The organism is Prodigiosinella confusarubida, from assembly GCF_002847015.1.
GTDB classification, from domain to species: domain Bacteria; phylum Pseudomonadota; class Gammaproteobacteria; order Enterobacterales; family Enterobacteriaceae; genus Prodigiosinella; species Prodigiosinella aquatilis.
On record NZ_CP025085.1, the window covers coordinates 2295834 to 2309476 of the forward strand.

12 protein-coding genes are annotated in these 13643 nt (G+C 49.2%); 8 read left to right on the forward strand and 4 right to left on the reverse strand.

What is annotated here, in order from left to right:
- Positions 1 to 5 precede the first annotated feature (5 nt).
- The 3 genes from CWC46_RS10585 to CWC46_RS10595 form a co-directional block, all read right to left on the reverse strand.
- Positions 6 to 1361, reverse strand: coding sequence for a 2OG-Fe(II) oxygenase (locus tag CWC46_RS10585; RefSeq protein WP_021016613.1), 1356 nt, complete (start codon positions 1359 to 1361; stop codon positions 6 to 8).
- A gap of 11 nt (positions 1362 to 1372) precedes the next feature.
- Complete coding sequence (locus tag CWC46_RS10590) at positions 1373 to 2134, reverse strand: TIGR02466 family protein (protein ID WP_021016612.1); 762 nt, start codon at positions 2132 to 2134, stop codon at positions 1373 to 1375.
- A gap of 198 nt (positions 2135 to 2332) precedes the next feature.
- A complete protein-coding gene (locus tag CWC46_RS10595) occupies positions 2333 to 3181 on the reverse strand; it encodes a 3-hydroxyacyl-CoA dehydrogenase family protein (RefSeq protein WP_021016611.1) in 849 nt (282 codons plus the stop codon).
- A gap of 84 nt (positions 3182 to 3265) precedes the next feature.
- Here CWC46_RS10595 and CWC46_RS10600 point away from each other — a divergent pair, with 84 nt between their 5' ends.
- The gene (locus tag CWC46_RS10600; RefSeq protein ID WP_021016610.1) at positions 3266 to 4006 is read left to right on the forward strand and encodes a 4'-phosphopantetheinyl transferase family protein; all 741 of its coding nucleotides are present in this window, start codon (positions 3266 to 3268) and stop codon (positions 4004 to 4006) included.
- Positions 4007 to 4295: 289 nt separating this feature from the next.
- Here the strand turns inward: CWC46_RS10600 and CWC46_RS10605 are convergent, their stop codons facing one another.
- Complete coding sequence (locus CWC46_RS10605) at positions 4296 to 5183, reverse strand: PhzF family phenazine biosynthesis protein (protein ID WP_021016609.1); 888 nt, start codon at positions 5181 to 5183, stop codon at positions 4296 to 4298.
- Positions 5184 to 5361: 178 nt separating this feature from the next.
- Between CWC46_RS10605 and CWC46_RS10610 the strand changes: the two genes are divergently transcribed.
- The 7 genes from CWC46_RS10610 to hybE all read left to right on the forward strand — a co-directional run bounded on the left by CWC46_RS10610 (position 5362) and on the right by hybE (position 13643).
- Positions 5362 to 6954: an ABC-F family ATPase gene (locus tag CWC46_RS10610; protein ID WP_021016608.1), complete on the forward strand. Its 1593-nt coding sequence runs from the start codon at positions 5362 to 5364 to the stop codon at positions 6952 to 6954.
- A 624-nt stretch (positions 6955 to 7578) separates the two neighbouring features.
- Complete coding sequence (gene hybO / locus CWC46_RS10615; RefSeq protein ID WP_021016607.1) at positions 7579 to 8706, forward strand: hydrogenase 2 small subunit; 1128 nt, start codon at positions 7579 to 7581, stop codon at positions 8704 to 8706.
- A gap of 3 nt (positions 8707 to 8709) precedes the next feature.
- On the forward strand, positions 8710 to 9726 hold the full coding sequence (gene hybA, locus CWC46_RS10620) for a hydrogenase 2 operon protein HybA (protein WP_021016606.1): 1017 nt from the start codon (positions 8710 to 8712) through the stop codon (positions 9724 to 9726).
- Positions 9713 to 10912: a Ni/Fe-hydrogenase cytochrome b subunit gene (gene hybB, locus CWC46_RS10625; RefSeq protein WP_021016605.1), complete on the forward strand. Its 1200-nt coding sequence runs from the start codon at positions 9713 to 9715 to the stop codon at positions 10910 to 10912. Before hybA ends, hybB begins: the two co-directional genes overlap by 14 nt.
- Positions 10890 to 12596, forward strand: a complete 1707-nt coding sequence (hybC, locus tag CWC46_RS10630; protein ID WP_021016604.1) for a hydrogenase 2 large subunit — start codon at positions 10890 to 10892, stop codon at positions 12594 to 12596. Before hybB ends, hybC begins: the two co-directional genes overlap by 23 nt.
- Positions 12596 to 13096 carry a HyaD/HybD family hydrogenase maturation endopeptidase gene (locus CWC46_RS10635; RefSeq protein ID WP_021016603.1) on the forward strand — a complete coding sequence of 167 codons (501 nt, stop codon included), beginning with the start codon at positions 12596 to 12598 and terminating at the stop codon, positions 13094 to 13096. The genes hybC and CWC46_RS10635 overlap by 1 nt, the downstream gene beginning before the upstream one ends.
- A gap of 49 nt (positions 13097 to 13145) precedes the next feature.
- Positions 13146 to 13643 (forward strand): hydrogenase-2 assembly chaperone, encoded by a 498-nt coding sequence (gene hybE, locus CWC46_RS10640; protein ID WP_037382133.1) that lies wholly within the window; start codon positions 13146 to 13148, stop codon positions 13641 to 13643.

Consider the following 13643-nt stretch of genomic DNA (forward strand, 5'->3'; position numbering starts at 1 on the left):
GTTGTTTACTCAACACGAGTGGCAAATACGACCAGTGAATAGCGTTTGCCTTCGCAGATGTTGCTGACGCCGTGGATCAAATTGCCGGCATGTAGCACCGCGTGGCCAGTTTTCCATGGGGCGATCCGCAATTGATCATCGTCTGCCATCATCAGAAATTGGCCGCCGCTGAATTCCTGATGGTCATTAAGGGCGATCACACAGGTGTAAGTACAAATATCTGAGTGAAAGGCGATATAAGGTCGGGTTTGTGCTGAATAAATCCGCAGAAACAGATTGAATTGTAGCGTTTCGTTTTCGCCTTCAGATTGACCATCGTGAAGTAAAGAGGGCAAGTTGAGCAGTTTGTCCAGGGTTTCTTGATTCAGCAACGCTGTCAACTGTGCAATGGATAGATTGACCTGATACTCGGGGTAGCCGTCTACTGAATCGGGCACGACGGCGGTAATGTGTCGATCGAGGTACGCTTTCAATTGACTGCACTGTTGCGCTGACAATACCGGAACCTGATCAACCACGCGGGTTTGTCGGTAATCCTGCTGCTGCAAACCGTGTTGCCGAATTAACTGAATTTCCTCTGGCGTGGCGGTGGCGGGTTCGGCATTATCGATCAAGAACCTTCTCACTACCGGGCTGCCTTCCAGTCGGTAGCGGATCGCCGCCTGCCGGTTTACCCACTCTACCTTCTGTTGCAGCATCTCCAGCGATGGCGTAGGAAGTGACAGAGGAAGGGCTGTGGCGGCCGCAAAGACGGTGGTATCAGCCAGGTTCTGGTGATGAAAAGTACGATCTTGCAGGGTAGCTACCCGGGCTAATTCAGGCAACGCGACGTCGTAGTGCAACACAATCGCGGCGCCGGTGACTTTGTGGCGTCGAAACCCGCTACTGATTAGCATAGCGCCGGGCAGGAGTGGTATCGCTTCGCCCTCTTCGAACTCTAGCCAGCAAGCAGCATCAGCGTCACCTGATGAGAAATCAAGGCGGACATGAACACTCAACGCATGTCTGCCACGCAGGTAAGGTTCACAACTTTCTGGCGTTCGAACCTGCAAGGACAAATTGAGTACGGTAGCATTGTTCAGTGGGATAGTGCGCTCACGCAAATAGCAGTAAAGCTTATCCACCGAGTTCCTGAATGCTTGCTGTTGCTCGCCGCCAAACAGTAGCTTCACGGTGCCGGTGAAGTCATGATACCAGTACTCTTCGGGAAAACCCTGGACAAGCTGTTGGCAGTCATGCCAGAGCGCTTCACTGGAGATATGCGGGAAAACAACGGCATCCCACAAGATATGCCCCTGGTGCGCGACCAGAGTGTAATCATCAATAGATTGGTAATAACGGGTGATCGTGGCGAGGTGCATTTTTCATCCTGTTAAACTGGGCGCGGTGTTTCATCTACATCGATTCGCGGGCCTGCCAATAGGGTATTTCTGAGCCTACTGTCAAATTTTTTCCAGTTTTCAGGTGAGGGCATCAAAAATTCTGGGGTTGCCTGACCCATATTTTGCCTGGCGGTAATAATGATATCGTATGAGATAGAGATACGCTCTTCATCGGTCTGGTTGGCAAGCACATCATGAGGTTGTTTGGCTGGAAACAGCAGTAGACGCCCTTCAGTAGGATAATAATTTACATGAGTATAATTAAATGCATTATATTCGCTATAGCCCTCGGTCATATTTGAATCTATACCATTAGACAGTTCGTTACTTTTTTTATCATTAAAAAAACGAGTCTGTCCGGCATCGCCTTCTTTCGGGATAGAGACATAATAAACCGCGCTTAGGTTGGCATTATGATGAGCGTGACGTGAAACCCACTGGCCTTTATTCGCGATAACTGGCCAAGAGCGTTGTATATATAACTCAATTTTATCCAGATCGTGTCCCAGCGTTTTTAGATAAAGTAGTACATGGCGTTCAATTTGCTGTGTTAACCAGGCGAAAACCGGGTCGTTATGTATCCCATCGACTTTATGCACGTCCCCCGTCCAACTGGCTGTTTCTGAGGTGCGTTTTTCACCGGAACCCGCTCGCAACTGCTTAATTCGTTCAATATATACCGCTTTATATTGCCCATGTTCTGGCAAGTCTTCATAGTAAATAGCTAGAGGAAACCAAGCGTCAATAGCCATACAATACCCTTTGTTTTTTGCGATGAAGGCGGTTGTTGATTCTGCTCAATCAGTATTGGCGATGCTGATAGATCTGTCCAACCGGACTTCTGGTCAACACAAGAGCGTGAAATTTATTTTCATCTCTTGGTTTTAATTCTGAGGTTAATTAAATCAAAATAGTGAGTGTGTTATGTCTTTAACGTTGATTATTTCACATTAATATTTATAGAAGCCCTGACCAGACTTTCTGCCATACAGACCAGCGTCTACCATCTGTTGTAACAGCGGAGCCGGGCGGAATTTGGGATCCGCTAAACGTTGATATAACTCTTCCAGCGTCAGTAATACGGTATCCAATCCAATTAAATCAGCCGTTTCCAATGGCCCGGTTTCATGGTTGTAACATTGTCTAAAAATGGCATCGACCTGTTCAGCACTGCCGATTTTTTCTTGCACGACCCTGATAGCTTCATTGATATATAGATGGGAAATACGGTTGGCGACAAAACCAGGGGCATCGTTCACGACAATGTGGCGTTTCTTAATCTGAGCGAGGAATGACGCTGCGCGATCAATGGTGGCATCGCTGGTGTGTTTTCCTCGTATGGTTTCGACCACCGGTTTCTGCGGAACCGGATTCATAAAATGCATGCCCAGCACTTTGTCTGCCCGCCGCGTTAAATCGGCCAGGCGGGTAATTGAAATGGCCGAAGTATTGGCCGCAAATATACAGTCAGGAGGGCAAATATCATCTATCTCAGGATAGATTTTTACTTTAGTGGCCCATTTTTCAGTGGTATTTTCTATAACAAAATCAACATCTTGAATATCATTGAGTGACGTTGTTACGTGGATAAGTGAAAACAGGACATTCAAATCCAGATCCCGATTCATTTTGCCCATCAACATATTTAGCCGAATATTTTGCCGGATTGTTGTCAGGGCATTTTCCAGAATAGCGTGCTCAAGATCCACCAGGATGACATCAATATGATGCTCTGCTAATACCTGACTGATGCCGGTACCCATGACACCCGCACCGATAACGGCAACTTTACCGATCATGTTAGATCCTTATTCTTGTACCAAGATTTTCTTGGCATTACGATAGAAACTTAATGATGTTCAGGAAAGGTAGAGCAAATAACAATGTCTTTTTCTAGCTCATTTCTGCTGACTCAATTTATGAAACTGACGGTTTCTCCTTTAGTGTACAACGCGAATTTACATGTCGCCAATTGCTGGTTCGATATCAGTCGGTTTGATGACGACTTGTTTATAAAAGAAAATATTTTCCTGCCGGCCACGGTGAAATGTTCGACGGGAAAAAGGCGCGCCGAATATTTTGCTGGCCGTTATTTGGCAAAGCAGTGTCTTACCGAAATGGGAATACAACAGTTTAATGTATTTAGCGATAGCAACCGGTGCCCGATATGGCCGGAACATTTGCTGGGATCGATCAGCCACAGTAACGATAGCGCCATATGTATTGTTGCTAAGAAAAAAGATTATGCCGCAGTTGGAGTCGATACAGAAAATTGGGTTGTTCAGGCAAACGCAGCAGAAGAGCTTGGCAATGTTGTACTCGATCAGCGTGAACGGTGGCTGGTTAACACGATGAGTGAAGGGCTGGATAAATACTTTACGCATATTTTTTCTGCCAAAGAATCTATATTCAAAGCGCTATATCCGGCGGTGGGACGGTATTTCAATTTTTCTGCGGCTAAATTGATAAGTATGGATCTGCCGCAGGATTCATTATGTTTCGAACTGGCGGAGAACCTGGCTGACGCCTACTGCGAGGGCGTGCAGCTACGGGTCTGGTTTAACGAGTCGGCAAGCGGCGTCACCACGTTGTGCTTGATTGAACACAAAAATATTTCCGGATGAGTGATTTTAGCCGTGCGGCAATGATAAAGGCGTCTTGCAGATCGAGATAGACGGGGCAACCACAGCGCAAGGCGCGCCATCGGCTGACGGAGACGAACTTATCGCTGCGTGCCCCCTAAAAATTGGTTTTATCATCAATCTGACAGGAGAATGCTATATTTCATTACCCTGGAGTATTAAAAATAAAAAATTATATTGTATTGGCTTTTCTCATTATTCTGCGGGCAGAAAACGAAACGGGTTAGCCAGCCATGCTTCCCCGCTATTATTGGTATCTTGATGAGTAATGCTAGATTTTGATAATACCGTCGATAAGGGTTTGGCTGTATCCTCCGATCCAGGGATGTCCATCGATATAAGCTACCTTCACTCGTCCACTGTGATTGAGGATTGTGCCCTGACGGACGCTGTAACCCAGCTTCAGCTTTGTGTCCATGTTATCTGGATAATATTCCATTTGTAGTAACCGGGCGATGCAGGCATTGGCGCTACCTGTCACCGGATCTTCAACCAGTTGTCCATTCTCTATGGTAAATACTCTGACTTCATAATCGTCCTGCATTGTGTTGTCATGAGGCCCGTAAAGGGCCAATCCATTGGACTGGCATTGTTGAAGCAGAGATTCGAGCGATGCCAGGTCGGGCCGGACATTCAGGCAGGTTGTTGCTGTTTCCATGCGTACCGTAATCCAGCAGGTCCCCATACGGACGCTGGCGGGCGCATAACGGTGATCTCTCAAACCGTGTTGCAGTGTCGCATCAATCAATGGGTATAGTTCTTCATGGATGACGTCAATGCAGGCCTCGGGTGCCCGAAACGCGAGCTGACCATCGGCGGCGATATTGATGGATACCAGGCCAATGCCACACTGCTGGATAAGCTGGCCGGAAACATGTGGTTTCAGTCCTGCTTCCAATAAGGCATGTGCGGTGCCCAGCGTGGGGTGCCCGGCAAAGGGGAATTCTGACACCGGTGTGAAGATACGCACCTGATAATCGGCTGCCGGGTCGGTAGGTGGAAATACGAAGGTGGTTTCAGAAAGGTGAGTCCAGCGCGCGATATCTTGCATTTGCTCATCACTCAGACCATCAGCATCCAGTATAACGGCCAGTGGGTTGCCTTTGTATGCAAGGTGAGTGAAGACATCGACTTGCTTAAACTTACGTTCTGACGGCATCGGGCACTCCTTTTTGGGCAATGAAAGTGCCCATATTATGGTTATTGAAAGACATTTGTCCTGTAGGGGATAAATATTGGGTCAGAAGAGATTAAAACTCACACAAATCTGACCGGGATTCTGACTCCGGCTTATGGCATAATGCGCGCCAAATCACATTCTAACGTGAGTAAGTGCTGTGTTAAGTACCAACAATATTACGATGCAATTCGGCAGTAAGCCGCTATTTGAAAACATTTCCGTGAAGTTTGGCAATGGTAACCGCTATGGGTTGATCGGTGCCAATGGTTGCGGTAAGTCCACCTTTATGAAAATCCTTGGCGGTGATCTGATACCGACCGCGGGCAATGTGTTTCTCGAACCTAATGAACGATTGGGGAAACTGCGTCAAGATCAGTTTGCGTTTGAAAACCATACTGTACTGGATACGGTGATTATGGGGCACGCTGAGCTGTGGACGGTAAAGGAAGAACGTGACCATATTTATTCCATGGCGGAAATGAGCGAAGAAGATGGGTATAAAGTCGCTGATCTGGAAATAAAATATGGCGAAATGGATGGGTATACTGCCGAGGCCCGTGCTGGTGAGTTGCTGCTGGGCGTCGGTATTCCGCTGGAACAGCACTATGGGATGATGAGTGAAATTGCGCCTGGCTGGAAGTTGCGTGTATTGCTGGCACAGGCATTATTTGCTGATCCTGATATTCTGCTGCTGGACGAACCGACCAACAACCTGGACATTGACACGATTCGTTGGTTGGAACAGGTGCTGAATGAACGTAACAGCACCATGATCATCATCTCCCATGACCGTCACTTTTTGAATATGGTATGTACCCATATGGCGGATCTGGATTATGGTGAGTTGCGTATTTATCCCGGAAATTATGACGAGTATATGACGGCATCGACGCAATCTCGTGAGCGTCTGCTGGCGGATAATGCCAAGAAAAAAGCGCAGATCTCTGAATTGCAGTCATTTGTCAGCCGTTTCAGTGCCAATGCTTCCAAATCCCGTCAAGCGACGTCCCGAGCCCGTCAGATAGAAAAAATCCAGTTGGAAGAGGTGAAAGCCTCCAGCCGCCAGAATCCGTTCATCCGTTTTGAACAGGATAAGAAACTGTTCCGTAACGCATTAGAAGTGGAAGGACTGACTAAAGGTTTTGATAATGGCCCACTGTTCAGCCAGCTAAAATTGCTGATTGAAGTCGGCGACAAGGTGGCTATTCTCGGTAATAACGGGATTGGTAAATCGACGCTGATGAAAACGCTGGTTGGTGATTTACCACCGGATGCCGGTACGGTGAAATGGTCTGAGAATGTAAAAATTGGTTATTACGCTCAGGATCATGAATATGAGTTTGAGGACGATCTCACCGTATTTGACTGGATGAGTCAGTGGAAACAGGAAAAGGATGACGAACAGGCGGTGCGTAGTGTATTGGGTCGTCTTCTGTTCTCCCAGGACGATATCAGAAAGAATGTCAAGGTATTATCCGGCGGAGAGAAAGGCCGTATGTTGTTTGGCAAGCTGATGATGCAGCGTCCGAATGTATTGGTGATGGACGAACCAACTAACCATCTGGATATGGAATCCATTGAATCACTGAACATGGCGCTGGAAATGTACCCAGGTACGTTACTGTTTGTGTCGCACGACCGCGAATTCGTTAGCTCATTGGCGACACGTATTCTGGAAATTACACCGCAGAAAGTGGTGGATTTTTCCGGTAATTACGAAGATTACCTGCGTAGCCGTGGTATTGAGTAATCGTTAGCGTCAATATACATGGTAATTACTCAAGGTAGTGGAGGAATCTCCGCTACCTTTTTTATCATCTGATGTCGGATTCGACTTGGTAAGATTAAATCTATTTCAGTATGAAAACAGCGATGAATATCGTGAATGCCACTAAAATTTGCGCCCAGAGAGTGTGTTACTTGCTTAGGAAAAGATAATATCCGTCAGACTTTTTTGCTTTTTAAACTAAAGTATTTAAAGTAACTATAATACAGCAGTGAATATAAGCCTCATGGTAATAAATGCAGGTTAAAATAACAAAATGAGCATCAGCAGTTTTAATGGAAATCCACTAAAATCAACATAGTATTTTATTTTATTTTTGAGTAATTATCTGTGTTAAATCGATTAAGCACTATCAGTAAAAGTGAAAATAGTGGTCTTAACGAGAGATTGCGATAATTTCTCATTCCACCGGATGACAAAAAAATTTTTAAAAGACAGCATGTGTATACAGTCACAGAATATACATAAATAAGATGGTTATTCTCCTGCGGATTGATAGAGATCAAGTCGGTTAAACTAATTTCCTCATTACCATATTCCCACACATCCGCGTGTTACTCCGTCTGAGTTACAGGAGAATAATAAAAAATGAGTGGGGAAAATTTAATGCTTTCCCATCACGGCGTTAATCGTCGTGATTTTATGAAGTTATGTGCAGCACTCGCCGCAACCATGGGGTTGACTGATTCAGCTGCGGCAGAAATAGCGCAATCCATTACATCACCGCAGCGTCCACCGGTGATTTGGATTGGTGCTCAGGAGTGTACCGGCTGTACTGAATCATTATTGCGTTCGACTCACCCGACCGTTGAGACTTTGCTGTTAAATACCATTTCGTTGGAATATCACGAAGTGCTGTCCGCTGCTTTTGGTGAGCAGGCAGAAGAGAACAAACACCGCGCGATTGAACAATATAAAGGGAAATATGTACTGGTGGTGGATGGTTCGATACCGATAAAAGACGGTGGCATCTACTGCGTGGTGGCGGGCAAGCCGATTGTCGAACATATCCGTAACGCAGCAGAAAACGCTGCCGCCATCATTGCCATCGGTTCCTGTTCCTCCTGGGGCGGCGTTCCGGCAACGGGAGGAAACCCGACTGGTGCCGTCAGCTTGCAGGACGTGTTACCGGGTAAAACGGTCATTAACATCCCCGGTTGTCCACCTAATCCACACAACTTCCTGGCCACTGTAGCCCATATTATTACCTATCACCGCGCCCCTGCCCTGGATAGTCACAACCGTCCGATGTTCGCCTATGGTCGTTTGATTCATGAAAACTGTGAACGTCGCCCGCATTTCGACGCCGGTCGTTTCGCCAAAGAGTTTGGTGATGAAGGTCATCGTCAGGGATGGTGTTTATACCATCTGGGCTGTAAAGGGCCGGAAACCTATGGCAACTGTCCGACGCTGGAGTTCTGCGATATCGGCGGCGGTATCTGGCCGGTAGGGATTGGCCATCCATGTTATGGCTGCAACGAAAAAGGGATTGGTTTTACCAAAGGGATTTTCCAGTTGGCTAACGTGGAGAATCCAACGCCACGAGTTGAAAAACCGGCAACTAACAGTCCTGAAGGTGGACAGAGTTCGGCGACAGCGACCGGGCTTATCGGTGGTGTGCTGGGTGCGGTTGCGGGTGTCAGTCTGATGGCGGTACGCGAACTGGGACGTCAGCAAAAACAGAAGGATGCCGGAAAATCATCCCGGGAGGATTGAGCCGTGAACAGACGCAATTTTTTTAAACTGGCTTCTGCCGGTGCGTTACTGGCCGGCACACCGCTGGCCAGTCAGGCGGAGGCGACCAATAAGCCGCCGATCCCTGGCGCACTCGGAATGCTGTATGACTCCACGTTGTGTATCGGCTGCCAGGCATGTGTGACCAAATGCCAGCAAGTCAACCATCTGGAACACAACCCGGACAGTAAAATTTACACCGGCGGTGCGCCGACCTGGTCCAACAACGACAAACTGAGTCCTTATACTAATAACATTATCCAGGTATGGAGCTCGGGTGATGGTAAAAACAAGGATCAGGAGCAGAACGGTTATGCTTACATTAAAAAACAGTGTATGCACTGCGTTGATCCTAATTGTGTGTCGGTGTGTCCGGTTTCCGCATTAAAGAAAGATCCAAAAACCGGTGTGGTGCACTATGACCCTGACATCTGTACCGGGTGTCGCTACTGCATGGTGGCCTGTCCGTTCGATGTGCCGAAATATGACTATGAAAATCCGTTCGGCAAAATTCATAAATGCGAATTATGCAATCAGCCCGGTGTTGAGCGCCTGGATAAAGGCGGCATGCCTGGGTGTGTTGAAGTCTGTCCTACCGGCGCGGTGATTTACGGTACTCGTGAGGATCTGCTGGCAGAGGCCAAACGCCGTTTGGCACTCAATCCGGGTGATGAGTATCACTATCCGCGTCAGATGTTGGATAAAAACGATACCTATCTGCACGCCGTGCCGAAATATGATCGCTATGTCTATGGTGAAAAAGAAGCTGGCGGCACGCAGGTACTGGTGTTGGCGGGTGTACCTTACCAGAATCTGGACTTGCCAAAACTGGATGAGCTTTCTACCGGAGAACGTTCCGAGCATATTCAACACACGCTGTATAAAGGCATGGTGCTACCACTGGCGTTATTAGCCGGGATTTCCGTACTGGTCCATCGCAATACCCGTGAAGACAGGCAGGACCATGATAAGTCACAGGAGGACGATCATGACGGCGCATAAAGCAAGTCCGTTGGGTGGGCGCCTGGTCAGTTGGCCCGTGATGCTGCTAGCACCGTTTGTGGTGATCTGTGCGGTGCTTATTCTCAAACGTCTGGTGTTGGGGCTTGGCTCGGTGGCTGACCTGAATGGCGGGTATCCGTGGGGGATCTGGATCTCCTTCGACCTGCTGGTCGGAACCGGGTTCGCCTGTGGTGGCTGGGCGTTGGCCTGGGCGGTATATGTCTTTAACCGTGGTCAATACCATCCATTGGTACGCCCGGCGCTGCTGGCCAGCCTGTTTGGCTATTCGTTGGGGGGGCTGTCCATCACCATTGATGTCGGACGTTACTGGAATTTACCGTACTTCTTCATTCCCGGTTTCTTCAACACCTCATCGGTGCTGTTTGAAACAGCGGTCTGTATGACCATCTACATCGGGGTGATGGCCCTGGAGTTTGCGCCGGTCATCATGGAGCGCTTTGGCTGGAAGGTTTCGCTCCAGCGGATGAATAAAGTGATGTTCTTTATCATCGCGCTGGGGGCGTTACTGCCGACCATGCACCAGTCCTCAATGGGGTCGCTGATGATTGCCGCCGGTTATAAAGTGCACCCGCTGTGGCAGAGTTATGAACTGTTGCCGCTGTTGTCTCTGTTGACCGCCTTTATCATGGGATTCTCGATTGTTATTTTCGAAGGCTCGCTGGTGCAGGCGGGGCTGAAAGGACGGGGACCGGATGAAAAAGTGCTGTTTAACCGGTTGGCACGCGTCACCGATGTATTGGTGTTACTGTTTCTGGTGGTGCGTTTCGGCGAAATTTTCTGGCACCACAAGACCCGTTATCTGCTGGCATTTGATCGCTACTCCATCATGTTCTGGTGTGAATCGGCACTGATGCTGTTCCCGCTGCTGATGTTCCGTCTGGAGCGTTGTCGCCGCGACTCGCGCTGTCTGTTCATCGGCGCAGTCAGTATGTTATTCGGCGCCGCTTTGTGGCGATTGAGCTATTCGCTGCTGGCATTCAATCCTGGTGGTGGTTACCACTATTTTCCTAAAGCGCAGGAAATTCTGATTTCCATCGGTTTCGTAGCGATTGAAATCTGCGCATACATCTTGTTAATCCGCCTGCTGCCGGTACTTCCCGCGCTGGAAGGCGTTCATAAGAATCATCAGGCCGAGGTAAAGCATGAGCCAACGCATCACCATTGATCCCATCACCCGCATTGAAGGGCATCTGCGCATTGATTGCGAAATTGAAAACGGGAAAGTCACCAAAGCCTGGTCATCCGGCACGATGTGGCGCGGCATGGAAGAGATCGTTAAGGGCCGCGATCCACGTGATGCCTGGATTATTGTGCAACGTATCTGTGGCGTATGTACCACGGTGCACGCGATTGCTTCTGTACGTGCAGTAGAAAATGCATTGGGTCTGAACGTACCGGTTAATGCGCAATACATCCGTAACCTGATTCTGGCGTCACATAGTATTCACGATCATATCGTGCATTTTTATCAACTTTCCGCGCTGGATTGGGTGGACATCACCTCGGCACTGAAAGCCGATCCGCAAAAAGCGGCCGATCTGTTGAAAGGATTGTCTGCGTGGCCACTCAATAGCGCCGCGGAATTTGCCAAAGTGCAGCAGAAGCTGAAGGATCTGGTCGCCAGTGGGCAACTAGGGATCTTTGCCAACGGTTACTGGGGACACCCGGCGATGGCATTGCCACCGGAAGTCAATCTGATTGCCGTGGCGCACTATCTACAGGCGTTGGAATGCCAGCGTGACGCCAACCGGATTGTGGCGATTCTGGGGGGTAAATCACCACATATCCAGAATCTGGCAGTGGGTGGCGTTGCCAACCCCATTAATCTGGATTCGCCAAGTGTGCTCAATCTTGAGCGTCTGATGTATGTGAAAAGCTTTATTGACCGGCTGGGGGATTTCATCGAGCAGGTTTATAAAGTGGACTGTGCCGTTATTGCGGCCTATTACCCACAATGGTTGACGTTGGGTCGTGGGGCTGATCACTATCTGAGCGTGCCGGAATTGCCGACCGATGACAAGGGCGGTAGCTTCCTGCTGGCGGGGGGCTACATTGAAAGCGGCAATCCTTCCACCTTCCGGCCGATTACCAGTCATAACGATCGGTTCCTGATCGATGGCATCAAGGAGAGTGGTAAGCACGCCTGGTACAAGGATGACGAACCACTGGCGCCGTGGGAAGGACTCACCCGTCCTGATTACACTGGCTGGCAGGAGGATGGGAAATACTCCTGGGTGAAATCACCGACGTTCTACGGCAACACGGTGGAAGTAGGGCCACTGGCCTGGTTGTTATGCAGTCTGGCTGCCAAACACAAGGATACAGAAACCCATTTCGCACAGCTTGGCGCTGCTTACCGGAAACTCAGTGGCCGCACGCTGGAAGAGAAACAACTGCACTCCACATTGGGCCGTGTGATTGGTCGCACCATACACTGTTGCGTGTTGAAGGATACGCTGGCACACCAATGGCAGGCGTTGGTAACCAACATTGGCAAAGGTGATCATGAGACCTTCATTAAGCCGGATTTTTCTCCGGATACCGAGTTCCGCGGCGTTGGTTTCGGCGAAATGCCACGCGGTATGTTGTCGCACTGGGTGGTGTTCAAAAACGGCAAGATAACCAACTATCAGGCGGTTGTGCCATCGACCTGGACCTCCAGTCCGCGTAACTATGAAGATAAAGCGGGTCCGTATGAACAATCACTGGTGGGAACGCCAGTGGCCGATCCGCATAAACCGTTGGAAGTAGTTCGTACCATTCACTCGTTTGACCCTTGCATGTCCTGTGCGGTGCACGTGGTGGATACGGTAAACGGCAATGAAGTCACACGGGTGAAGGTGCTGTAATGAATATACTGGTGTTGGGGATAGGTAATCTGTTGCTGAGCGATGAAGCTATCGGTGTGCGTATTATTGAGGCGTTGGAACAGCGCTTCATATTTACGCCCGCCATCGATATTGAGGATGGTGGCACGTCGGGGATGGAGCTGCTTGAAACCATGGCTGACCGTGATCACCTGATTGTCGCGGATGCGGTGCTGACGGGAAACGCGCCGGGAAACGTGGTGGTACTACACGATGACGAAGTACCGGCGCTGTTTACCCGCAAAATATCCCCGCACCAGTTAGGCCTCTCCGATGTATTGATGGCACTGCGACTTACCGGTGAGTTCCCGAAACAACTCACGCTGGTGGGCGTAGAACCTGACTCGTTGGCGCCAGGGATTGGGTTATCTGCTACGGCGACAGCGGCGATAGAGTCGGCGTTGCTGCATATTGTCGCCGCATTACGGCTCGGTGGTGTGACAGTGACTGAGCGTCAATGCAGTGAGGTGCCTTGTGAGTAATATGGGAAATCCTGAACACAGTGCTGCGTTGGTGGGCGATCAACACACTATGCCGGGTGAGCGCAAAGAAAATTCACTTATTCCGGTGCATGATCATCATCCGGCGGCCTGGCTGGAAGCCATATTTACCCGGATAGCGCAGGAAAAAATGCAGTCACTGCCTTTTTATCGGGCGGCAGTTCCGGTCCGGGCCTGCGGTTTTACCCTATTTGAACACCAATGGTTCGGTTGTCTGCTGACGCCCTGGATGATGAGTCTGCTGGTGTTGCCCGGTCCGCAACAGGACTGGCCGAGGCGTACTCTGGCAGAGCGTCTGGCGTTGAGTCTGCCGTGTGGTAATGTCAATTTTATCGTCGGTGAAATGGACGATGGCATTCAGTATCTCTCCTGTTCGCTGATGTCGCCGATAGATTCGGCATTAAGCGGAGAGCAGGCGATACAACTGGCGGAGCAAAGTGCCAAAATGGCGCTGTCCCTGCCAGTGACGGATGGTGAAGTACCGCAGAATCTTGGCCGACGAGCGCTGTTCAGCCTAAATCGGAGTTAG